We start from the raw sequence: 24,294 nt of genomic DNA on the forward strand, positions 1-24,294 counted from the left end.
AAAACTTTCTTAACTCATATTCATAAAAGAAGAAAAGAAATTTTCAAAAAGATCTTATCTAGAGTATAAAGAAAGAATATTCTTAAATATCTTTTGAAAAAGTTTAGAGAAGCAGATTGTGTATGGAGTATAGATATTCAGCTATTATTTTGGGAAAGAAAGATATCGGAGAAGCTGATCGAATGTATATTTTGTATACAAAAGAAGAAGGAAAAATTGTTGTAAAAGCCCCTGGAAGTAGAAAAAATGGAGCAAAACTTTCTTCTCATTTAGAAACTGGAATGTTGTCTTCCGTTTCGATTATGCGATCACGGGGCATGGGTCGAGTGACGTCTGCTTTCTGTGAACAATCTTTTTTTGAAGAAGATCTGATATTTCCCATTGCGCATGAAATGATGAATATTCTCTATTACATGAATCGATATACAGTAGAGCATGATAAGAATGAAAATATTTTTGACCTTTTGATGTCTTTTTTAAAAAAAGCAAAACATTTTTCAATCCTTGGAAAAGAAGAAAGATTCTCTTTAATGGGAAGTGGTTTTTTATTTCAATTACTTTCTCATATGGGATTTTCTTTTGAAATATCGCGTTGCGTTTCTTGTCTGGAAAAACTTGAAGGTGAGCAATTCTTCTTTGGTATACAACAAGGAGGAATTTTATGTAGCAATTGTTCTTTAATAGAAAGTGTAGGATTAGAAATAGAAAAAAATAATATAAAATTATTTCGATTATTTGCCACGAATGCTATAGAAAATTTAGGAAAAATTCATGTATCTAGAAAACAGAGCGATCAAATGCGTAATCTTCTAGAAATGTTCTTTCGAAATTTGGAATAGCTCTAATAAAATTTTAAAAAGGCAAATATTTTCATAAAAAATGGATGACAAGGAAAAGAAAATAGCGTATCATTGTATTTCGGTTGGATGAAAGAATTATTGCCAAGCTCCGCTTTTTACTACAATTTCCAAGTTTCGTTACGAAAGGAGAATATCGACAGCCCTATAAAAGAAATAAGCGAGATAAAACAATTATGATTGAGCATTCGATAAAGAAATCTTTTCCAAGAAATCAACTTCGAAAGAACATTCTTTCTACGGTATGTTACTTTGACGCGATAGAAAAATCACTTACAGCTTTAGAAATTTGGCGTTTTTGTTTGGACACGCAATATCTTTTTGGAGAAAATTCTCATCGTTTGGAGCCGGGAAATGTTTCCTATAGTGAAATTCTTCGAGTTTTAGATGATCTTGTGAGAGAAAATTTCTTAGTTTTTTCTGAAGGATTCTATATAATTTCTTCAAAAAAAGAAGAACATGAGATAAGAAAAAAGAATAAAAAAATTTCAGATGAGAAACTTTGGAAACTTCATTCCTGGGCTTCTTTTTTGCGATACATTCCTTTTATTCGATCAATTATTGTTACTGGTGGATTATCGTCTGGAAATGCAACAAAAAATAGTGATTGGGATGTTTTAATAGTTGTCCGACGAGGGCATATTTGGACAGCTCGTTTTCTTATGGTTTTTGTGACGCAGCTTTTGGGGAAGAGAAGATATGCTCATTATATTAAAGATAGAATATGTCTTAATCATTTCATTTCCGATGGAGCTCTTTCTCTTCAATTACGAGATCTTTTTTCCGCCAAGGAATATATCCTTTCTCTTCCTTTGTGTAATGAAAGATTGTTTGAAAGATTCTTAAGGGAAAATTTGTGGATACGATCATTTTTTCCTCTTTGGGAAATTCCTCGAGCCAAAAATATGATTTGTTTAGAGAAAAATTCTTTAGGAAAAATTCTTCAGCGTTTTTTGGAAGCTATTCCTTTTTGGGGAATCCTTGAAAAAAAACTTCGAGTTTGGCAAAAACAAAAGATTCTCAAAAATCCAAAAACAAATGAACTAGGAAGTTACATTGTAGCTAATGATGATGCTTTAATTTTCCTTCCCGATCCCCATGGGCCTCGGATATTTGAAAAATTTAAAGAAAATACTTTTCGATTTTCAAGTCGAACAGAGATATAAAAGATTTTAAAGGTAGGGACATTTACCTTCTTTTTTGAGTTTATCAATAAGTTTCTTGATATCGCTTCCTACAGTTTTTCTATCTGCTACGAGAATAGCATCTTCAGAATCTATAATAACAATATTCTTGAGATTGAGTGTGGTGATGAGTTTATTTTGGCCAGAAATAAAACATTCTTTACTTCCTAAATCAATATGATTTCCTTTGGCAACGATAGAGGAATTATATCGATTTTTGAGAAAGTCATAGAGCGCTTCCCAGTTTCCAATATCATCCCATTCAAGATCAGTCGGGATAACAAGTCTTTTATCTTTGGGCATTTTTTCGATAATGGCAGTATCGATAGGATCTTCTGGCATAGTAAGATAAAGAGTTTCAATAGTTTTTTTGGAAGGATGTGGTTTTTGGAGTTCTTTATTAATTTTTCTAAGAGGTTTCCAAATAGTAGGTGCATATTCTTTCACGAGTTCTAAGAGTGATCCTGGAATAAAAACAAAATATCCCGCATTCCAAAGATACTCCCATCCAGAAAGGTATCTTTTCGCGGTTGCAATTTGGGGTTTTTCTTTGAAAGCGTCAGCATGAAAAACACGTTTTGTGAAAGTATTTTCTATTTCTTTTCCAATTTTTATATATCCAAATGCTGTGGAGGGATGCGTGGGATTAATACCGAGAGTTGCAATGCTATCAGGAAATTCTTCAATAGCCTCAAAAGATGTCTTAAGTGCATCGGAGAATTCTTTGATATTGCCAATAGCATGATCTGAAGCAATGGTTGCTATAATGGCATCCTTATGAAGAAAGGAAAGTTCAAGTGCGGCTAGTGCTATTCCGGGAGCAGTGCTTCGTTGAGCGGGTTCGATAATAAGATGATCTTGTGAAATATCGGGAATGTTTTGAAAAACAAGATCCTGGTATCTCTTTGTGGTAGAGATGTAGATATTATTTTTTGGTACTATTGAGAGAGCTCGTTCATATGTTTCCTGAAGAAGTGTTTTCGAAGAAAGAAGTGTGTGGAATTGTTTGGGTTTTGACGATCGTGAAATGGGCCAAAGTCTTGTTCCTGTTCCACCTGCCATAATAACAATAATCCTTTCTTTCAAAGGTTTTTTTATAACATCTTCTGATTTGTCGTTGACTTTTTTCATAGAGATTGGTACTGTTAACTATGTTTTACGTATAAATGATTGTGAATCTTCTCTTTATATATTATGCATACTTTAGAAGTTCTTCAAGTGATTGTATCTCTTTTGCTCATTGTTTCCATACTTATGCAAAATCGTGGGTCGAGTCTTGGGGGAGGTTTTGGGGGAGATTCTTTTTCAAGTTACCACACAAAGCGGGGATTTGAAAAGTTTCTTGTCCGTATATCAATCTTCCTTTCTTTTGCGTTTCTCGCTTTGTCTCTGGCAAATGTCTGGACCGTCTCGTAGAGATTTATTGTGATTTTGGAAAAATGAATACGCGCCTATGTCGTTGTATCGAAAAAGCACTTCTTCTGTAAGTCGATTTACCCTCGGATGGTGGGGGGCTCTTCGTTCGTTTTCTTTTCGCGAAAAACTTGTCGTGGGTTCTTTATTTATTCTTATTGCAAGTTCTATTTTTTATTGGGGAAATTTGGTTTACAAACATTTTACTATAGCCATCCCTAAAGAAGGAGGGACGTATATAGAGGGAACAATAGGAAATCCTCATCGTATCAATCCAATATTTTCGAAAGCAAATATCCCAGATCATGAAATTTCTCGATTAGTTTATTCTGGACTTTTAAAATATGATGCGCAAGGAAACCTCATAGAAGATATTGCAAAAAGCTGGGAAGTTTCTGAAGACGGAAAAACCTATACCGTACAGCTTCGAGAAGACGTTCTTTGGCATGACGGAGTTTCTTTGAATGCTCATGATATAACTTTTACAATTGATACAATAAAGAATGCTGAATATAGTAGTCCTTTTAGAAATATTTGGCTTGATGTTAGTGTAAAAAGAGGAGAAAATGATTATCAAGCTATTTTTACTTTACAAAGTCCGAGGGCAAATTTTAAAGAAAATCTTACTGTGGGAATTTTACCAAAACATATTTGGGAAAGTATTCCTCCCCAAAACTTTGCACTTCACCCTTCCAACTTAGAGCCTATAGGGACTGGTCCTTATCGTTTCGAGCAATCTCAAAAGGACACTGAAGGGAAGATTCTTATTTATGAACTTTCTTCCTTTGCTAAATATTATGGAAAAAAACCAAATATTTCAAAAGTTATTTTTAAATTTTATCCAGATAGAGAGTCTTTGCGTCAGGCTTATAAGAATAAAGAAGTGAAGGGTTTGAGTGGCATTGATACTTCTGACCTTCAAGAATTAGGAGATCACGTTGAACGTCTTAATCTTCATGCTATTGAAGTACCTCATTTTTTTGTTGTGTATTTTAATCAATCAAAAAGTAAATCTCTTGCCTATAAGGAAGTAAGAAATGCACTTAATCTTGCCACGAATCGTACAAAAATTGTTGAAGATATTCTTTCTGGAAAAGGAAAGGTTGTTCGAGGACCTTTTTTGGAAGAAAGCTTCACGGAAGAATCATTTGAAGATCGTCAAAAAAAAGCAAAAGATCTTTTAGAAGAGAATGGTTGGAAGTTGGGAGCTGATGGTGTGCGAGAGAAGAATGGAGTTCGTATTGAATTTGATATGTATACAGGAGATATTATTCAGGATCTTTCTGTTACTGCAGATGCTTTGAAATCACAGTGGGAGGTTATAGGAGTAAGGGTCAATGTAAAAGTCCTTCCTGATCATGATCTCTTTAATAATTATATGAAACCTAGAGAATATGATTCTTTGCTCTACGCCCACATGACAACATTCATTCCCGATATTTCTCCCTTTTGGCATTCTACTAAAACAAAGGATCCAGGATTGAATTTTTCAGTGTACAAAAATGATGAACTCGATGGATTTCTTGATACGCTTCTTATTTCACAAAACGATGAAGAAAGAAAAAAGGCATCAGAAGGAACTACACGCATTTTTGCGGAAGAGAGTCCTGCTCTCTATCTTTATTCTCCCTCATACATATATCCTTTGGATAAAAGTATTCAAGGAGTTACCTTAAAGAGGCTCACCGAAGACGCTAATAGGTTTTACGATATTGAAAATTGGTATATAAAAACAAATCGTATTTGGAAAAAGTAAACACATAAAGGAGAAATCTTTAAAGTTTTAAAAAAGAAATACTATGGAAAATAGAGAAAAAGATCCTTCAAATATGCGAAAAGTTATTCTTGAAGAATATGCTCAATTTCAAGAAGGTTTCTGTACTGTAGATAATGCCACGAAAGAAATTATACCTTTAGTAAAGCCTTATAAGCGAATCCTAGTCTTTGGTATGGGAGGAAGTGCCCTTCCTTGTGATATAACGGATATTTATATTCGAGATGCGGCGGTTCGCTTACATTTTCCTTATATTCCTTTTTCATCTTTTCGTTCTTATGAAACTCCTTTGGAAAGTTCCAAGGAAACATTGCATATTATATGTTCGCATTCTGGAAATACAGAAGAAACGCTTTCAGCATTGGAAGTTATTGCAAAAAAAGGATTTCCTCTTATTGGTGTATCAAGTGGAGGAACATTAGAACGTCGATGTTTGGAATTAGATATTCCTTTTGTAAAACTTCCTATTCCTTTTTTGAATTTTCAGCCACGGATGGCGTCAGGTCATTTTTTCTCTGTACTTATTGGCATTTTGATTCGTAGTGGTATTCTTCCGGAAATTCTTCGTGAAGAGATTCTTTCTGAAGCAAAAAATATGCAACAATGCATTGAGAATCAAGAAATGATAGCCAAGGAAATAGGAGAATCTTTGAAGGGTAAAACACCAATTATATATTCTTCGGAAAGATTTCGAGCTTTGGCGATGACTTGGAAGATAAAGATAAATGAAAATGCAAAAACTCCTGCTTTTTGGAATTATTTTCCAGAACTTAATCATAATGAGATGGTTGGATTTACGTATCCTCAAGCTGAATTTTCTTTCTTTTTGCTTCGTGATGAGGATGAAGATCCGAGAATCCTTCGTAGGTTTGAAGTCTTTTCGCAATTAATGAAAAAAGCAGGAAGGGAAGTTAAGATTATTGACATTTCTGGAAATACGGTATATAGTAAACTTTTCTCGACGCTTTCTTTTGGTGACTGGGTTTCGTATTATTTGGCACTCGCTTATGATATAGATCCAACACCTGTGGATATGGTTGAAGCATTTAAGAAAATGCTTTAATTTGATAGATAAGAGGTACTATTTTTTGTAAAATTTACCTCTTCGGGGATATGGCGAAATTGGTAGACGCGTCAGCTTCAGGGGCTGATAATAGCAATGTTATGAGAGTTCAAATCTCTCTATCCCCACGAATTTTTTGGATAGAGAAATGAAATATTTTTTATCAAATTTCCTCGCTTTTGATAAAAAGGTTCATTTTTCTATCCTTGATGAATAGAATAAGACTTTTTAAAAGAAATTTCTTTCTATTTTTAAGTGATTACAATACTAAACAGTGAGAATGAAAATATGTTTATAGATACTATACGAAGAGACAGAAAAACATCGCCAAAAAAAGTGAACCCTCAGGATAAAGAAGGGCACACACTTAATGCGAAAAAATCTGTTGAAAGAAGAAAAACGGAGATATCTCCGTTAAAGAATCAAGCTAAAAATGTGAGTAGTGGAACGAATCAAGCATCCCCGACACAGAATGAAAATACACCACAAAGAAAAAGATCTGCGCAAGGGGGAAGAAGAGGTGGGCAACAAAAGCGAACGCCATCTCATTCTTTTGGGGGTTCAACGCACACACTTCGAGGAGGTGCAGACCGTGTTACAACAAGACAAGATCAATCAAGAGTGGAAATTGTTCCACCTGTAAAGCCTAAAACACTTCGAGTTATTCCTATTGGGGGACAAGAAGAGGTGGGAAGGAATATGGCAGTGTTTGAATATGATGGCGATATTGTTATTGTAGATATGGGAATGCAGTTTCCTGAAGAAGATATGCCCGGTATCGATTATATCGTTCCTAATATTGATTATTTAAAAGGAAAAGAAAGTCGTATCCGAGGGGTAATCTTTACTCATGGTCATTTAGATCATATTGGCGCAGCACCGATTCTTTTGGAAAAATTGGGGTATCCTCCTATTGTGGGAAGAGATCTTACTATTGCTATGTTGAAGAGAAAAATAGAAGAACATAATCCTAATGCAGCGTCAAAACTTAAAGTTATCCATGTAAAATCTTTTCGAGATACTGTCCGACTTGGCCAATTTCAAGCAGGATTTTTCGATGTTGAACATTCGATTATGGATGCTATAGGAGTTGTTCTTGCTACCGACGCTGGAACAATTGTTCATCTCGGAGATTGGACTATCGGACATGATTCTATAGAAAAAAATAATATTTCGTATACTCATTTATCTCGACTTCCTCGACCTACCATTTTAATGCTTGAAAGTTTGGGGGCTATCAATAAAAATCCTCCTAAATCTGAAAAACAAGTGCAAAAAAATCTCGAAGATCTTATAGCGGAAGCTCCCGGACGAGTTATTATCGGAACATTCTCTTCTCAGATTAAACGCGTTTCTTATCTTTTGAGCTACGCGGAAAAGATTGGAAAGAAAGTTGCTCTTGATGGGTATAGTATGCGAACCAATATTGAAATCGCTCGAGAGCTTGGTTATCTTAATGTTCAAAAAGATACACTTATTCCGGTTTCTGATATTCATAAATATCCCGAAAATAGAATTGTGGTTATTTGCACCGGTGCTCAAGGCGAAGCGAATGCTGTTTTTAATCGAATCGTTACGGGGAATCATAGATTTATTACTTTGCAAAAAACAGACACGATCGTTTTTTCTTCGTCGGTTATTCCTGGAAATGAACGAAGTGTGCAACGATTAAAAGATAATCTTTATCGAAAATGCGAGAATGTAATCCATAGCGATATTATGGATATTCATATGAGTGGACATTCTACAGCTGAAGATATTCGTGAAATGATTCGTCAGATCAAACCTTCATATTTCCTTCCTGTATATGCTAATCATTTTTTTCTCAAAGAAGCTAAAAAACGAGCAGTAGAAATTGGTTATCCTGTGGAAGATGTATTTGTTTTGGATAACGGAAACGTAATTGACTTTAAAAAAGGAGAACGACCTAAAGTTCTTAAAGAAAAAGCTGATTCTAGCTATGTATTCATCGACGGACTTGGTATTGGAGATATTGGGCACGTAGTTCTTCGTGATCGACAAATGCTTTCTGAAGATGGTATGTTTGCCATAACTATCATTCTTGATTCGAAGACCAAAGAGGTTGTTGGGAATATGCAAGTAACTTCTCGAGGATTTATTCTTGTGAAAGAAAACTTTGACTTGGTTAATGAAACGAAACGTCGTGTAGGCGATATTATAAAAAGAACAACGTCCAAAGATACTAAGTTAGATCCTCGATTTGTAGAAAATGCTATTAGGGATCAAATTGGAGAATTTCTTTTTCAAAAAACACAAAGACGTCCAATGATTCTTCCTGTTGTAGTGGAAGTATAAGAAATCTTTTTCTTTTTAAAAAAGTATACCTTGAAAAAGGTATACTTTTTTGTGAGTCTTACTATTTTGGAGAAAGATATTATTTGTGATATTCTTATAAAAGAAAAATTCTATGAAAATAAATAATAAAAATATATTGAGTATGAAACAAAAGAATCTTCTTTTTTTCTTTGGATTTTTTGTATTTAATTTTTTCATACTTCCTTTTTCCGCTCAAGCTCAAACAAGTCAGTGGATGTGGGGAGGGGGAGTTGCACCAACAAATCCTCCTGGATATGATGGTATGGGTTGGATAAGTGCTACAAATGAAAATATAGGAGGAGGCTCGACATACAAAGTAATAATTCCTCCTGCTGACGGAGCGGTTTCAGGATATGGATGGAGCGAATATTACGGTTGGATTGATTTTCAACCCACAGGACCTTATCCAGCAGGGCCTAATCATCCAGCACAAAGAGAGGGAAATCTTCTTACTGGTTGGGCAAGGATTCTTTCGATACAAAATGAAGGGATTAATTCTGGAGGATGGAGTGGTTGGATAAAATTAAGTGGTTCAGGCTATGGGGTGGATGTAACAAAATTTGGAGTTGAAGGAACGTATGCATGGTCGGATGAGCTTGGTTGGATCGATTTTCGTTATATAGGAATTCCTACAGACGGAAAATGCGGAACTGCTAAAAGAAACTATCTTTGTTCTGAGACTGCGTATTCTCCGGGAGATACTTTTTGTGATAAAGGAATGTCTATTCCAACAACGCCTTCATTTCCTACCTCAGCCATTCCTGTTATATGGCAATGTCCTGGAGAAAATGGAGGAAAGGATTTGGATTGTCCGGCTACAAAACAAGTCACTGAAGATGGACGCTGTGGAACGAATTTAAAATGTGCAGAGGGTTCTTTAGGGGAGGATGATCGCGAATTTTGCCTAACAGGAACGGTTAAGAATTTAGATTATTCCTCAGGACGTTGGACATGGAAATGTGAGGGATCGTGTGGTACTTCTGAGGATTGTAATGATAGTAAAGGATTATCGCAGTGTGCTCGATATATGGAAGTAACGCCATAAACAAAAGAACGAAGAAAGAATTTTTAATAAATAGATACTATAGTAAAAATTTTATGATAATAAAAAAGAAAAAATATCTTTCAGCCTTTCTTATTTTCCTTTTGTTTATAATGATTATTTTCGTTCTCTTGGCTTTGTTTTGGAAAGGGAATAGTAATCAAGGGAATGGAGATAAAAAGGAGTCTTTGAAAGTATATACAGATAACGAGACAGTATATTCAGAAGAGGAAATTCGAGAGGCTTTGAATAAACGTCTTCCGGAAGGAGATCAAAAAAATGAACTTTCCCAAGAAGAAATACGGACTCTTTTAGATGAAAGAAAAGAAGCTGAAACGAAAGTATATTCCGAGGAAGAATTACAAAAGGCTCTCAATGAAAGAAAATAAATGTATAAAAGTTTTATAAAAAAATAAGAGAAAAGAATTATGAAAAAAAATGTATCATCCTTTACTTACTGGGTATCTGTTATTGTTTTTGGTGTAGTATTTGGAACAGGACTTCAAATTGCTCGTGCTTGGACTGAACCTATTTTACCTCCTCCTAGTGGAAATATAAGTGGACCTCTTACAACAAGTGCTACCGGACAAGAAAAAAAAGGGAATCTTGTGATTTCTACACTCAATACAATAACAAATGGACTTATTGTTGCTTATGGAAAAGTGGGAATAGGAACTTTAAATCCTCAAGCAAAGCTTGATGTGAATGGGAAGGCTATATCTCACTCTACGATAGATACTGATCCAGGGAATACTTTGGTGACAAAAGATTATGTTGATGCGCAAATGGGAGGGGGAAGCGGTATAACAGGGGGATGCGTCGCTTTTATATCAAATGACGACGGTAAACTTTATGTTCCTGAAAGATGGGGGAATGGTTGTTCACAGGGAGGGGGTAAAGTAGATATGAAGAAAGATTGGTATTATCCTTGTAGAATTGTTACTACTGCGGGTTATGAATGCGGAAACGCTGGCGCATTAGGAGAACAGCGTATCTGTATCTGTATCAAAAAATCCAGTTAAAAAGAATTTGTAAATTTTTATTTTTTCAGTTATGAGGAAGAAATCATATAGTAAGATTTCTTCCTTTTTGTAGGGATTATTTTTGGTTTTTCAGGTATGCTTCGATTTTCTTTTTTGGATAAAACTTTTTGTAGGATTGTTATTCTTTTTATTTTTATAAGTATGGGTGGTTTTTCTTTTTTTCTTTTTGAAAAAAATTCTTCTCACCCTTCAACTTGCCAGGTGAGTCGAGAGATAAAAACAGTCCGAGGTCATTCGATGGAACCTTTATTTTTGGATGGAACTGAGGTGACCGCTCTTATGGGATATTTTGAATGTAAAAAACCCTCTCGAAATGATATCGCACTTGTTTCTTATGGAGGAAATAAATTCCCTCTTATAAAACGTATACGCGCACTCCCTGGTGATACGTATGAATTTTTCGAAAGAGAACAGGAAAGATTTTCTTTGGTAATAAATGGAGAAATACTTACGAATAGTGCTGGAAAATCCTATAATTTTCTTCGATCAGATATCCAAGAAATGGTACGCTATGGAAGTGCTTATGGCTATGTCATTCCTGAAAATAGATATCTTATTCTTGGAGAAAATAGCGCTGGAAGTATGGACTCTACGCAGTTTGGTTTTTTGGATAGAGATACTCTTATTGCAAAAGTGATGAAAAAATAAAATTTTCTGTAAGGGAAAAGGAAACTTCAATAGGAGATTAAGAAGAAACTTGTTTGAGAAGTCTTAAAAAATTCTTTATTTTTTAAGAAAGAATATTTTTCTATTTTTGCTAAAAAAAGAAAAACGAGTATACTTTAAACTATAATGTTTTGAAACCTATAGTATGAAAAAAAGACTTTTTTCTGGGGTTCAGCCTTCAGGAAGACTTCATTTGGGAAATTATGTTGGAGCGGTTCGGCAATGGATAGCTCTTCAAGAAGAATTCGAAGCTTTGTTTTGTGTGGTAGATCTCCATGCTATAACCGTTTCTCAAAATCCTGAAATTTTGCGAGAAAAAACTCTTGAAATAGCTAAGACTTATTTGGCGCTTGGTATTGATCCTGAAAGAGCTCATATTTTTATTCAGTCCCAAGTCTCAGAACATACAGAACTTGCATGGATTCTTAATACGCTTACCAGGATGAGTGATTTAGAAAAGATGACTCAATTCAAAGATAAGGCAAAAAGTCGTGAAGAGAGTAGTGTGGGATTATTTGATTATCCCGTTCTTATGGCAGCAGATATTTTACTCTATAGTACGGATACCGTTCCCGTTGGAGAAGACCAAACGCAACATCTTGAACTTACTCGAGTCCTTGCTCGTCGTTTTAATAAAAAATTTGGAGATACGTTTTTTGTTCCCAAGACATTTGTTATCGAGGAAGGTTCTCGTATTATGGGACTTGATGATCCAACTAAGAAAATGTCAAAATCAGCAACAAGTGAATATAATTATATCGCACTTGATGATGACGTTGTGATGGCAAGAAAGAAGATTATGCGGGCGGTAACAGATAGTGATAAGGGAATAACATACGAAGATAATCGTCCAGGACTTAAAAACCTTCTTATCCTTTTTACTCTTTTATCAGGGCGAACACTGGAAGATGTTATCTTGGAATATAAAGATAAAGGATGCTCTGAATTTAAAAAAGATGTAGCGGATATCGTGGTGGATTTTCTGGAAACATTTCAAGAGCAATACCAATCTATTTCCGATGAAGATGTTTTGAATATTTTGGAAGAAGGTAGGAAATATGCAAAAAAAATTGCAAAAGAAAAAATTTGTGAGGTAAAGGAGAAAATGGGTTTATATCTTTGATAGAATATGGATGTTTTTTCTAAAAAAATATGCATTTCAGCAGATGACTTTGGTATGTGTCGATTGGGAAATGATCGGACACTTTTTCTTCTTGAGCAAAAAAAAATTCATCGAATTTCTTGCTTAGTCTATGGAGAATATAATGAAGATGACATTCAACGTCTTGTAGCATCAAATGCAAAGCTAGATATTCATTTGGATACAGAAACGGAAGTGAAGCAAGAAGGGTCGGGTCGTGGATCAGTTGCGAGAAGGGGACTTTATTTTCTCTATGAGTTTTGGTTCACAAAAAAATATCTTTCAAAGAAGATGGAGCAAGAATGGGAAAAACAAATTCTTCTTTTTTATAAAAAATTTGGAAAATATCCTGACGGTTTAAATACACATCAGCATATTCATTATTTTTTTCCTTTTTTTCGGGTCCTCATAAGACTTTCAAAAAAATACTCTATTTCCTATATTCGATTGGGAAAAAATTCGTTTTATGTACCAGACGCTGTTGCTATTATATTGGATATTCTTCGAATTTTTGATATTACTTTACTTAAAAGATCAAAAAAACAAACAAGTGATGTTCTTTTGAGTTTTGATTGGTTTAGACAAGGAAACTTTTTGACGATAGAAACATTATATTCTCGATTACAAGGAAGAAATATAGAAATAATATTTCACCCTAAAAGAGAGGAAGATTTTGTTTTTCTTTCGGAGAAAAATAATTTTTAGTTTTAAGACGTTTCGGCCAGTTTCTATTTTTTCTTGCAATCCCCAAGCTCTCGCTATAACTTCGATGAAAATCTGACAGAATATTCAACTATTCCTTACAAATTTTTCACAATTTTTGTGAAAAATTTGAAGATTTTGTTACTGAAAGAAGTGGTGTAACAACCCCTTTAAAAATCTTTTTTAATAATAGAGAGAATCTCTTTCGTTTTTTCTTCCATGAGAGTTTTCGTTTTTGCTTCTAAATTAAGGCGAAGTACAGGCTCGGTATTAGAAGGACGAACATTAAACCACCAATTGGAAAATCGAATTTTTGTGCCGTCTAGCTCAGAGATTTTTCCTTGTCTGTAGACTGTTTTAAGCTCTTCTAAAACAATATTTTTATCCTTTACTTCGCTGTTTATTTCGCCACTATGATGATAGCGACGAAGATCCGCAACAAGTTCTGAAATAGGAAGTTTTGTTTCTGCCATAAGATTAAGAAGGGTGAATGCTGCAAGTGTAGAAGACTCACCATTTTTATTGGCCTGAAAATAATAATGTCCTGAAAGTTCTCCTGCAAAAAGAGCGTTTTCTTCTCGCATTTGTGCTTTGATAAAAGAGTGTCCAACACGACATTCTTTTGCTATTCCTCCATTTTCTTCTATAACTTCTTTAACAGAATCCGATGAACGAAGATCATAAAGAATAGTAGCTCCATGATTTTTTTCCAAAAGTACTCGAGCGATAAGTCCTGTTACAAGATCCATAGGAATAATTTCTCCTTTTTCATCTACAAACCCTACTCGATCAGCATCTCCGTCATAAGAAATTCCAAGATCGGCCTTTTTCTTTACTACGACTTCTTGAAGTTCTTTGAGAGTTTCTGTGTTAAGAGGATTAGCCTCATGAGCGCTATAGGGATGATCAAGATCGCAATAAAGAGGATGTATTTTTATATTTTCTTGAAATTTTTCATAAAAAGGAAGTTCAAGAACTCCCATAGTATTTGCACAATCAATGACAAGCGAAAATTTTTGGTTTTTGAAATGGGCAAATTGACCAAAATATTCGTAATAGTCAGTCTTTATGTCTTGTGTTTTTTCTGAACCTTTTTTTTGCACGGGAATGAAATTCCCAGAAAAGGCTCTGTCTCGAATATCGAAAAGTCCAGACATTTCTCCTACAGGAATAGCATTTTTGAGACAAATTTTTACGCCGTTATATTCGGCGGGGTTATGAGAAGCTGTGACAGAAAGAGCTCCATCAACAGGAAGCTGCCAAGAAGAGAAATAAAGCATGGGAGTGGTTATCATTCCAATATTTATCACAGTACATCCAGCGTCAGTGAGTCCACGAATGAGTTCTTTCATGAGGGATGGCCCAGAAGCACGGGCATCTCTTCCCACAGCAACGGTTGTAAGGCCGAGTATTTCAGCAGTTGAAAATCCTATAGCATACGCACAAGATTCATCTATATCAGTTGGATAAATTCCTCGTATATCGTAAGACTTAAAAATCGATGGATTCATAAATGTGAGATATTAAAATTATAAAATCATTTACTTTTCTAGCATAACATTGACAGGGGTAGGTAAACAAGACACACTTTAGGAGTAAGAGAAATGTTTTTTTGGAAAAATAAGGAGAAGAAATAGTGTATAATTTTTAATCTTTTGTGCATATATGAAAGTTGGAATTGTGGGCCTTCCTAATGTTGGAAAATCAACCTTATTTAAGGTGCTTACTCGAAATCCTGTAGATATAAATAATTATCCTTTTTGTACTATTGATCCAAATATTGGAATAGTAAAAGTTCCTGATGAAAGATTATGGAAACTTTCTCAAATGTCTCAAAGTAAAAAAACGGTTCCTGCTGTTGTTGAATTTGTTGATATTGCTGGATTGGTAAAGGGAGCTTCGCAAGGAGAAGGTTTGGGGAATGCTTTTCTTGCTAATATTCGTGAGGTCGATGCTATTGTTCATGTTGTTCGAGTTTTTGGTGATGGAAGAATCATTCATGTGGATGGTTCGGTAAATCCTCATCGAGACAGGGATACTATTTCAACAGAACTTATGCTTGCAGATCTTCAGACTATACAAAAACATGTAGATAGACTTTCTAAAGAATCAAAATCAGGAGATAAGGATGCCCTGAAAGCATTTTCTGCAAGTAAGAAGATACGAGAAACTTTGGATGAGGGTAATTTGGCTATTCACACAAAACTTCCTGATGAAGAAATGTCATATATGCGACAATTTGGCTTACTTACAGCAAAACCTATGATATATGTTTTTAATGTGGGTAATGTTGAAGAAGCGCTTTCTGATGAATTGGAAAATCTTGAACATATAAAACTTGATATAAAGATGGAGGAAGAAATATTGGATATGACAGATGAGGAAAGAAAAGAATTGGAAGTAAAAACAAATCTGGATCAACTTATTCGAAAAGCATATGATGTATTGGGTCTTATTACTTTTCTCACAACAGGAGAGCAAGAAAGTCGAGCGTGGACAATAAAAAGAAATTCTACCGCGCCAGAGGCGGGTGCTGCTATTCATACGGATTTTATGAATCGTTTTATTCGAGCAGAAGTAATTTCTTGGAATACCCTTCTTTCTCTTGGGTCATGGAATAGAGCAAGAGAAGAGGGGAAGTTAAGAACTGAAGGGAAAAATTATATTGTTTGTGATGGGGACGTTATTGTATTTAAAGTATAATATCAAAAATCTTGACAAGATTCTCTAGCACGCTACAATATTAGCAGTCGAACATAAAGAGTGCTAATAATTTATCCGTAATGATTTTCTTTATTGGTAAATCATGAATTATAAATACCGATAAATGAAAAAATAATACATACAGTATGGCAAAGCAAATTCGTTTTTCTACGGAAGCAAGAAAATCCGTAAAAGCAGGAATTGATGCGGTGGCAGACGCCGTAAAGGTTACGATTGGTCCTAAAGGAAGAAATGTTGTTTTAGACAAAGGTTTTGGTGCTCCAACCATTACCAATGATGGTGTGAGTATCGCAAAAGAAATTGAACTCGACGATAAATACGAAAATATTGGAGCTGAGCTCATTAAGGAAGTTGCTGAAAAAACCAATGATGCTGCTGGGGATGGTACTACTACGGCTGCAGTTATCACACAAGCATTAGTGCGAGAAGGTTTGAAATATGTTGAGACAGGTATTAATCCTATCGGTATTCGTCATGGGATGGAGCAGGCAAAAGACGATATTATCGCCATACTCAAAAAACGAGCCAAAAAGGTAACAACTCGAGAAGAAATTGCTCAGGTTGCGACTATCAGTGCTGAATCTCGAGAAATGGGGGATATGATTGCTTCTGTAATGGAAGAGGTTGGAAATGCAGGTGTTGTTACTGTTGAAGAATCAAACACCTTTGGTTTTTCGAAGGAAGTTGTAGAAGGTATGAATTTTGATAAGGGGTATGTTTCTCCTTATATGATAACGGACGCACAAGAACAAATTGCTGAAGTGAAAGATGCTTTTATTCTTATTACAGATAAAAAGATTTCGGCTATCAGTGAAATTTTGCCGATTCTTGAAAAGCTTTCTCAATCGGGAAAGAAGGATATCGTTATTATCGCTGAAGATATTGACGGAGAAGCTTTGGCAACACTTGTGGTAAATAAAATTCGAGGCGTATTCAACTCTTTGGCGATTAAATCTCCAGAATTCGGAGATAATCGAAAAGCTATGCTTGCTGACATCGCCGTCCTTACAGGAGGTCAGGTTATTAGCTCCGATACAGGAATGAAGTTAGAATCAGTAGAACTTTCTATGCTTGGACGAGCTCAGAAAGTTATTTCTTCCAAAGATGAGACAACTATTGTTGGGGGAGAAGGAAAGAAAAAGGATATTGAAGTTCGAATTGCTCAGATTCGATCACAGATTGAAACGACAGACTCTAAATATGATAGAGAAAAACTTGAAAAACGACTTGCTAAACTTTCTGGAGGAGTAGCTGTTATTCGAGTAGGAGCAGCTTCCGAAACAGAATTGACCTATATTAAGCACAAAATGGAAGATGCTTTGGCAGCAACTCGCGCAGCTATTTCGGAAGGAATTGTTGCTGGTGGAGGAACGGCTCTTGCAAAAGCAGCTATTGAGTTAGAAAAAAAGAATTTAAGTTCGAAGAGTCATGAATTTCAAGCAGGATATGAGGCTCTTTTGGAATCTCTTTACGAACCACTCCGACAAATTGCTAAAAATGCCGGAGAACAAGAGAGTGCTGTAGTGCTTAATGAAGTATTAGAAAATGAAGGAGAAAACTTTGGATATGATGCTTCAACGGATGAATACATTGAAGATATGGTTAAATTCGGAATTATTGATCCAGTAAAAGTGACACGAAGCGCTCTTGAAAACGCTGTTTCTGTTGCCGCAATTCTTCTCACAACGGAAGTGGTTATTACGGATAAGCCTGAAGAGAAAAAGGATATGATGCCTGGTGGTATGCATGGTGGTATGCCAGGAATGATGTAATTTTTCGATGGTTTTTTTCGATCGAAGACAGACTCTCTGAAAATGGGAGTCTGTTTTTTTGTTTTCTTAGAATATGGTATACTTAAAATATATGTATAAAAAGAAAGAATGAAAATGTTACCGGAGAAGAAATTTTTCAAAAATAATAAAATTAAAACGATAGTTGGCTCTGGAAAAAGTGTGTATGATAAAAATAGAAAATAAAAAATTAAGGGATTTCCTTCTTGATACCAATTTTATAAAAAAGGATATTATTGAAAATGCTTTTCTTGAAGCGGAATCAAAAAATGAGAATCTTTCTACTATTTTATTAGAACAAAAAGCTATAGAAGAAGCAGATCTTCAAAAATTCATTGCTTACATTCTAGGTATTCCTTTTGTGGATCTTGAGAAGATGATTATTAATTCTGATGTTTTGAGAATTATCCCAGAGCCGATTGCAAAAAAATATACCATAGTAGCTTTCGAAAAAAATGGAAAAGAATTAAAAATTGCAATGCTTCATCCTGAAGATCTTCAGACAATAGATTTTATTTCAAAAAAAAGTGGTTTAAAAATTGTTCCTTGCTTTTCAACAAAGAAAAGTATTTTATCCGCATTGCGTCAATATGAGAAAAGTTTACAAGCAGAGTTTATTAATCTTATAGATGAAGATACGGGGAAAATTCATGAAGAAGAAAATTCCGATTCTGATCTTGAAAAAGTTGCTCAAGATATACCCGTTATTCGCATAGTTGATACACTTCTTAAATATGCCATTATTCAACAAGCGAGTGATATTCATATAGAACCAACAGAAAAAGAAGTTATTGTTCGTTATCGGATTGATGGAATGCTTCATGATGCTATGAATCTTTCGGCAAAAGTTCTTCCTGGAATTGTTGCTCGTATAAAGATTCTTTCCAATTTAAAACTTGATGAACATAGACTTCCTCAAGATGGAAGGTTTAAAATACAAACCAATGAATATAAAATTTCTTTTCGAGTAAGTATTTTGCCAGTATTTGATGGTGAAAAAGTGGTTATGCGTCTATTGGATGAGACTTCTCGTGGATTGACTTTGGAATTAATTGGTTTTTTGGGAAGAGATCTCGAAGTTATGCATCGGCTTATACGAAAATCCAATGGTATTATTTTAGTTACTGGACCTACAGGATCAGGAAAAACGACTACGCTTTATACCATTATGGATATTTTAAATTCTTCCGATGTGAATATATCCACAGTAGAAGATCCAGTGGAATATCGAATGCAACGTATAAATCAAACGCAAGTAAATGCTAAAATAGGAATGACTTTTGCCACAGCCTTACGTTCATTGCTTAGACAAGACCCCGATATAATTATGGTTGGAGAAATTCGAGATCAAGAAACGATGGAAATAGCTCTTCATGCTGCTATGACAGGGCACCTTGTTCTTTCTACTCTTCATACAAACAGTGCAGCAGCGACCATTCCTCGACTTGTGGATATGGGGGCGGAGCCTTTTCTTGTAGCTTCAACGGTAAATGGAATTCTTGCTCAACGTCTTGTTCGAAAATTATGTCCTGATTGCAGAAAAGAAAGATTTTTAAGTGAAAAAGAAGTTCGAGCTATGAAGAAAAGTCTTCATATGGATGATATTCTTAAATATCTTCAAGAAACATTAGAGAATCCAAAAGGTAAAACTCAAACGTGGAAAAATATAGCCTTTTTTTCTCCACAAGGATGTGAAAGGTGTGGAGGTACTGGCTTTAAAGGAAGAATGAGTATTTTTGAAACACTAGAAATGTCGGAATCTATAAGAAAAGCTATTTCTGAACGAGCTACTGCAGAAAAAATTCAAGAAATCTCTCGAAAAGAGGGTATGCATAGCATGCTAGAAGACGGACTTCTTAAGGCAGCCAGAGGAATCACTTCAATAGAAGAAATATTGCGTGTAGTACAAGAATAGAATATATGAAAAAATTTACCTACGAAGCGAAACATAATGAAACCGGAGAATCTCTTTCCGGAATTATGGAAATGGAAAGTCGGGAAACTCTAGCACATAATCTCAGAGCTCAGGGATATATTCTTACTTTCGTCCAAGAAGAGAAAAAAGGCACTTCTCCCGTAGTTTTTTTTAAGAGAATGTTTTCATCAGTACCTTTGAAAGAAAAAATGGTATTTGCAAGAAATTTGAGTATCATGATTGAATCCGGACTTCCTTTGGTGCAGGCAATTGATGGATTAAAAGAGCAAACAAAGAATAAAACATTTCAACATGTTTTGAATGAGGTAAAAGATTCAATACATGGAGGAAATTCTTTTGGAGATGCTCTTTCGAAGCACCCTGAAGTCTTTGATGATCTTTTTGTTAATATGGTCCGGGTAGGGGAACTTGGGGGTGATCTTGATCATGTTCTTACTATTGTGGCAACGCAGTTAGAAAAAGAACATTCCCTTAAAAGTAAAGTTCGGGGAGCAATGATTTATCCTTCAGTTATACTTTTTGCCATGCTTATTGTGGCAGTTCTTATGTTAACATATATTTTGCCTCAAATACTTGGAGTATTTAAAGATATGGATGTGGAATTGCCGATGATGACAACTATGATTATGGATTTGAGTGAAATTTTTCAGCATCATTCTGCTTTGATAGGATTTGGATTTTTAATTTTTATTATTCTTTTCCGTTTGTTTCTGAAAACAGCCTCGGGAAAAAGAGCTCTTTCTTGGCTAACTCTTCATCTCCCCGTTGTGAGAACTATTACAATAAAAGTGAATTGTTCTCGTTTTGCACGTATTTACAGTTCATTACTTAGAAGTGGCGTGGGCGTTGTGGAGGCGCTGGGTATTATCGCTCAAACGTTGAGTAATGTTTATTATAAAGACGCTATTTTGGAGGGAAGAGAACAAATTCAAAGAGGACTTGAACTGAGTAAGATAATTGAGAAAAATGAAGCTATTTTTCCTGTTCTCGTTCGTCAGATGTTTCAAGTTGGAGAGCAAACTGGAAAATCAGAAGAAGTTCTTCTCAAACTGGCAGGATTTTATGAAGAAGAAGTTGATCAGATAACAAAAAATCTTTCCTCAGTAATAGAACCCTTATTGATGCTTGTTATTGGGAGTGCTGTTGGATTCTTTGCTGTCGCTATGCTTCAGCCGATGTATAGTGTTATGAATTCTATTTAAAAAAAGGATTTTTGTATGAAAGTTTTTAGATTTAAAACATTTTTTTTAAGAAAAGAAAAAAATAAAAAAGGATTTTCTTTAATGGAAAGTCTTATGGTTATTTTTATTGCAGGGATAATCACCTCTTCATTTTTTGCAGCATTCACTCAGGGGAATAGATTAATTAATGAATCCAAAAAAAAAGTTACCGCAAGTTCTCTTGCTAATGAACGGATGGAAATGCTTCGAAATCTTAATTATGATGATATAGGAGTTGTGGGAGGTATACCCCAAGGAGTTTTTCCTGGAAATGAATTTATTGAAAAAAGTGGCACAGAATATCGAATTTTTACTGATATTCGTTACGTTGATGATATCTACGATGGAAAGCAAGGGGGGGATCCTGAGGATCTTGTAAATACTGATTACAAAATAGCAACAGTATCTGTGTTGTGGGGTGCGGAAGCTGAGAATCAAAAGGTACAATTTAGTTCCTTTTTTGTTCCCCCAGGTTTGGAATCTGATAGTGGGACGGGGACACTTTCTATTAATATAATTGATTCTTCAGGAGCTGGTGTTCCTTCGGCAAATGTCACGATACAAAATATTCCAGAAAACATTTCATTTTCTACAAGTACGGATGCGGTGGGAAATGTTTTTTTGCCAGGATCTCCTCAATCGCAACAATTGTATAAAATAGCGGTAGAAAAAAATGCATTCGAATCAGTTTCTACATACCCACCGTATCCAACTACAGAATTTACTCCCGTTGATGAACATGCTTCTGTTTTTGAAGGTGGTGTTTCTAATAAAGTTATTCTTATTGACAAACTTTCTGACATTCATTTTATAGCTAAGACAGCGAGCGGTGAAATTGTTCCTGATGTTGAATTTTCTCTTACTGGAGGAAGGGTTATAGGAAGTCGAGCTGGGACAGAAGAAAAAGTTTTTGGATATGAAGAAGATATTTCTCTCGGAATTGATGGAGAAACGGATGTATTAAATTTGAGCCCTGGTCAATATGCTGTTGAGATTTCTGAAGATATGTTGCCTAGATATCATTTTCTTTCTGTATCCACGAGTGTTTTTGGTGAGGAAAATGTTTTTTCTTTGAATTCAGATACTCATGAAACAATAGAGATTTTATTTCTTGATACACAAGCATCTTCTCTTCTTGTTTCCGTTCAAAATGAACAGGATAACCTTGGTATTTCTGGAGCAAATGTTCGAATAGAAAGTTCAGACGGAATATTTTCTAAAGAAAAACTTTCTGATCAATATGGTAATGCATTTTTTTCTTTAGAGGACGGCATAGTTTTGGGAGAAACGTATACAATTGAGGTATCTTTGGAAGAATATGTATCTATGAATAAAGATATTGTAATACAAGAAAATATGTTACTAGAAAAATTCCTTCTTCAACGAGAATAATAGTGTTAGATAGAAAATAAAAAATGGTATATGAAAAAAACGAAAAAAGGAATGACATTAATAGAAGTAATCGTGGCTATAGGAGTTTTTTCTATAGGGATGGGCCTTGCTGTTCTTCTTTTTGTTCAATCATGGAATATGTATAAAATTTCTTTCTCAACGGGGAGTATGCAATTCGTGGCTTCTAATGGAGTTCAAAGAATAATAGATTCTATTCGTAACGCACAACGATCAGAAAATGGTTCTTATCCAATTGTGAGCGTGGATGAAAATGAAATTATTCTTTATTCTAATGTAGATGATGATGAGGAAATAGAAAAAATACGCTTTTTTTATTCTGGCTCAGGTATTGTTCGAGAGGTGCGTAACTCTGTTTTTGGTACGCCACCTCAATATCCTGCTGGCTATGAAATTTCGGAAGAAATTATTCCTTATGTAATAAATACTGCAGATACACCTTTATTTTCTTATTATAATAATGAAAATGAAAAACTTACTGAGCCAATTTCTCTTATTGATGTGAAGATGGTAAAAGTAGATCTTTATGTAGATGAAAATATTAACAGAGATCCTGAGAGCATAAATATTGAATCATTTGCTTCTATTCGTAATCTTTCCCAATATGAAATTTCGAATTGAAATAAAAAAAAATCGTGGGGCAGTTCTTGCATATACATTAGTTATTATTTCTATAACAATGATATTATTGGTTGCTATTATGCAATTTACTGTTTCGCGCATTGAATATGCAAAATATAGAGAAATACATGAACAATCTTTACAAATAGCAGAGTCGGGAATTTATTTCTATAGGTGGTATTTAGCGCATGAAGTCGAGGGAAAAACAACACAACAAATTAAAGATTTTTGGGAAAATGGAAATCCTTTGGGCGTTGAAACTCCTTATGAACGAGATTTAAGTGATATTGATGGAACTGTTCGAGGAAGGTATCGAATTACAGTAACACCTCCAGAAGCTTACTCGACAATTGTTTTAGTAGAAACAGAAGGGTGGACGTTTCGGAATCCTGATATAAAAAGAAAAATACAAGTTCGTTTTCGAAGACCTTCTTGGAGTGATTTGGCTGTTTTGGGAAATGCGTATATGCGTTTTGGAAATGGAACTACGGTAATGGGACCTCTTCATGTGAATGGAGGTGTCCATTTTGATGGAGTTGCTTATAATGTCGTGAGTAGCTCTGTAGAACAATACTACGACAATGATAGTGATGTAAAAGGCTGGCATGACGGTGTTTGGACCTCTTGGGCTAATGAATACAATACAAGCATGGGGGAGTCCGTTTTTTCTGGAGGAAATGAATATCCTGTTGCTGAAAAAAGTTTCGCTAATGTTTTTACAGATCTTTCTATTATAAAAAGTACAGCACAAAACACGGGAACGTATTTTGGTAATAATGGACAAGGGCGTCATATCATTTTGAATAATAATAAGACTTTTAGTGTTCGAACAGTGGCTACTTACAATACATCAACAAACGCAATAGCGACGTACTCAGGTAATTGGTCAACTTTAGCACTTCCTGATGATGGTGTTATTTTTGTAGAAGATAATATTTGGTTGGAGGGAAAAATAAATGGGAACCGATTAACAATTGCCGCGGCAGATTTAGTGGGGAGTGTAAAACCTAGTATCTTTATAGGAAAAGATATACTCTATACATCCTATGACGGACGTGATATATTGGGAATAATAGCTCAAAATAATATAGAAATAGTTTTTGGAAGTAAGGATGTTCTTCGTTTAGATGGAGCTCTTCTAGCTCAGAATGGACGAGTCGGACGTTCTTATTATCCAGGAGATCAAAAAAGTACGATAACAGTTTTTGGCTCATTAGCATCGAATACAAGATATGGATTTGGATATACTGATGGTACTGGATATGCTATCAGAAATTTATTTTATGATAATAATCTCTTGTATTATCCCCCTCCTTATTTTCCTACGGGAAATGCTTATTCTATAGATCTCTGGAAAGAAATATAAAAATA

Annotated in this window: 21 protein-coding genes and 1 tRNA gene; 20 read left to right on the forward strand and 2 right to left on the reverse strand. The window is 34.9% G+C overall.

What is annotated here, in order from left to right; genetic code table 11:
* Positions 1-122: 122 nt before the first annotated feature.
* Together recO and IPN70_03800 are read left to right on the forward strand one after the other, a co-directional pair.
* Entirely contained in the window at positions 123-839 is a 717-nt protein-coding gene (gene recO / locus IPN70_03795) for a DNA repair protein RecO (protein QQS60986.1), read from the forward strand.
* An 83-nt stretch (positions 840-922) separates the two neighbouring features.
* Entirely contained in the window at positions 923-2,023 is a 1,101-nt protein-coding gene (locus tag IPN70_03800; protein QQS60987.1) for a hypothetical protein, read from the forward strand.
* Positions 2,024-2,029: 6 nt separating this feature from the next.
* Here IPN70_03800 and IPN70_03805 read toward each other — a convergent pair whose 3' ends face one another.
* Entirely contained in the window at positions 2,030-3,172 is a 1,143-nt protein-coding gene (locus IPN70_03805; GenBank protein ID QQS60988.1) for a mannose-1-phosphate guanylyltransferase, read from the reverse strand.
* A gap of 63 nt (positions 3,173-3,235) precedes the next feature.
* Between IPN70_03805 and secG the strand changes: the two genes are divergently transcribed.
* The 11 genes from secG to IPN70_03860 all read left to right on the forward strand — a co-directional run bounded on the left by secG (position 3,236) and on the right by IPN70_03860 (position 13,225).
* A complete protein-coding gene (gene secG, locus IPN70_03810) occupies positions 3,236-3,457 on the forward strand; it encodes a preprotein translocase subunit SecG (protein ID QQS60989.1) in 222 nt (73 codons plus the stop codon).
* Between the two features lie 37 nt (positions 3,458-3,494).
* On the forward strand, positions 3,495-5,210 hold the full coding sequence (locus tag IPN70_03815) for a hypothetical protein (protein ID QQS60990.1): 1,716 nt from the start codon (positions 3,495-3,497) through the stop codon (positions 5,208-5,210).
* A 43-nt stretch (positions 5,211-5,253) separates the two neighbouring features.
* Complete coding sequence (locus IPN70_03820; GenBank protein ID QQS60991.1) at positions 5,254-6,291, forward strand: bifunctional phosphoglucose/phosphomannose isomerase; 1,038 nt, start codon at positions 5,254-5,256, stop codon at positions 6,289-6,291.
* A gap of 44 nt (positions 6,292-6,335) precedes the next feature.
* A tRNA-Leu gene (locus tag IPN70_03825) sits at positions 6,336-6,419 on the forward strand.
* A gap of 160 nt (positions 6,420-6,579) precedes the next feature.
* Positions 6,580-8,607 carry a ribonuclease J gene (locus IPN70_03830; GenBank protein QQS60992.1) on the forward strand — a complete coding sequence of 676 codons (2,028 nt, stop codon included), beginning with the start codon at positions 6,580-6,582 and terminating at the stop codon, positions 8,605-8,607.
* A gap of 142 nt (positions 8,608-8,749) precedes the next feature.
* Complete coding sequence (locus tag IPN70_03835; GenBank protein QQS60993.1) at positions 8,750-9,673, forward strand: hypothetical protein; 924 nt, start codon at positions 8,750-8,752, stop codon at positions 9,671-9,673.
* A 53-nt stretch (positions 9,674-9,726) separates the two neighbouring features.
* Positions 9,727-10,059: a hypothetical protein gene (locus IPN70_03840; protein ID QQS60994.1), complete on the forward strand. Its 333-nt coding sequence runs from the start codon at positions 9,727-9,729 to the stop codon at positions 10,057-10,059.
* A gap of 39 nt (positions 10,060-10,098) precedes the next feature.
* Entirely contained in the window at positions 10,099-10,692 is a 594-nt protein-coding gene (locus tag IPN70_03845) for a hypothetical protein (protein ID QQS60995.1), read from the forward strand.
* Between the two features lie 96 nt (positions 10,693-10,788).
* Complete coding sequence (lepB, locus tag IPN70_03850; GenBank protein QQS60996.1) at positions 10,789-11,361, forward strand: signal peptidase I; 573 nt, start codon at positions 10,789-10,791, stop codon at positions 11,359-11,361.
* A 163-nt stretch (positions 11,362-11,524) separates the two neighbouring features.
* Positions 11,525-12,502 carry a tryptophan--tRNA ligase gene (trpS, locus tag IPN70_03855; protein ID QQS60997.1) on the forward strand — a complete coding sequence of 326 codons (978 nt, stop codon included), beginning with the start codon at positions 11,525-11,527 and terminating at the stop codon, positions 12,500-12,502.
* A 6-nt stretch (positions 12,503-12,508) separates the two neighbouring features.
* Entirely contained in the window at positions 12,509-13,225 is a 717-nt protein-coding gene (locus IPN70_03860) for a ChbG/HpnK family deacetylase (protein ID QQS60998.1), read from the forward strand.
* A gap of 167 nt (positions 13,226-13,392) precedes the next feature.
* Here IPN70_03860 and IPN70_03865 read toward each other — a convergent pair whose 3' ends face one another.
* The gene (locus IPN70_03865) at positions 13,393-14,733 is read right to left on the reverse strand and encodes a phosphomannomutase/phosphoglucomutase (protein ID QQS60999.1); all 1,341 of its coding nucleotides are present in this window, start codon (positions 14,731-14,733) and stop codon (positions 13,393-13,395) included.
* 154 nt (positions 14,734-14,887) lie between these two features.
* On the opposite strand from IPN70_03865, the gene ychF reads away from it, so the two are divergent.
* The 7 genes from ychF (at position 14,888) to IPN70_03900 (ending at position 24,289) form a co-directional block, all read left to right on the forward strand.
* Entirely contained in the window at positions 14,888-15,925 is a 1,038-nt protein-coding gene (ychF, locus tag IPN70_03870; GenBank protein ID QQS61000.1) for a redox-regulated ATPase YchF, read from the forward strand.
* A 146-nt stretch (positions 15,926-16,071) separates the two neighbouring features.
* A complete protein-coding gene (gene groL / locus IPN70_03875; GenBank protein ID QQS61001.1) occupies positions 16,072-17,718 on the forward strand; it encodes a chaperonin GroEL in 1,647 nt (548 codons plus the stop codon).
* Between the two features lie 187 nt (positions 17,719-17,905).
* Positions 17,906-19,651, forward strand: a complete 1,746-nt coding sequence (gene tadA / locus IPN70_03880) for a Flp pilus assembly complex ATPase component TadA (protein QQS61855.1) — start codon at positions 17,906-17,908, stop codon at positions 19,649-19,651.
* 5 nt (positions 19,652-19,656) lie between these two features.
* Positions 19,657-20,874 carry a type II secretion system F family protein gene (locus IPN70_03885; GenBank protein ID QQS61002.1) on the forward strand — a complete coding sequence of 406 codons (1,218 nt, stop codon included), beginning with the start codon at positions 19,657-19,659 and terminating at the stop codon, positions 20,872-20,874.
* 15 nt (positions 20,875-20,889) lie between these two features.
* Entirely contained in the window at positions 20,890-22,284 is a 1,395-nt protein-coding gene (locus IPN70_03890) for a prepilin-type N-terminal cleavage/methylation domain-containing protein (protein ID QQS61003.1), read from the forward strand.
* 30 nt (positions 22,285-22,314) lie between these two features.
* On the forward strand, positions 22,315-22,923 hold the full coding sequence (locus IPN70_03895) for a prepilin-type N-terminal cleavage/methylation domain-containing protein (GenBank protein ID QQS61004.1): 609 nt from the start codon (positions 22,315-22,317) through the stop codon (positions 22,921-22,923).
* The gene (locus tag IPN70_03900) at positions 22,907-24,289 is read left to right on the forward strand and encodes a hypothetical protein (protein ID QQS61005.1); all 1,383 of its coding nucleotides are present in this window, start codon (positions 22,907-22,909) and stop codon (positions 24,287-24,289) included. Before IPN70_03895 ends, IPN70_03900 begins: the two co-directional genes overlap by 17 nt.
* Positions 24,290-24,294: the final 5 nt, after the last annotated feature.

Source organism: Candidatus Moraniibacteriota bacterium (assembly GCA_016699795.1).
In the GTDB taxonomy this organism is placed as follows: Bacteria; Patescibacteriota; Minisyncoccia; order Moranbacterales.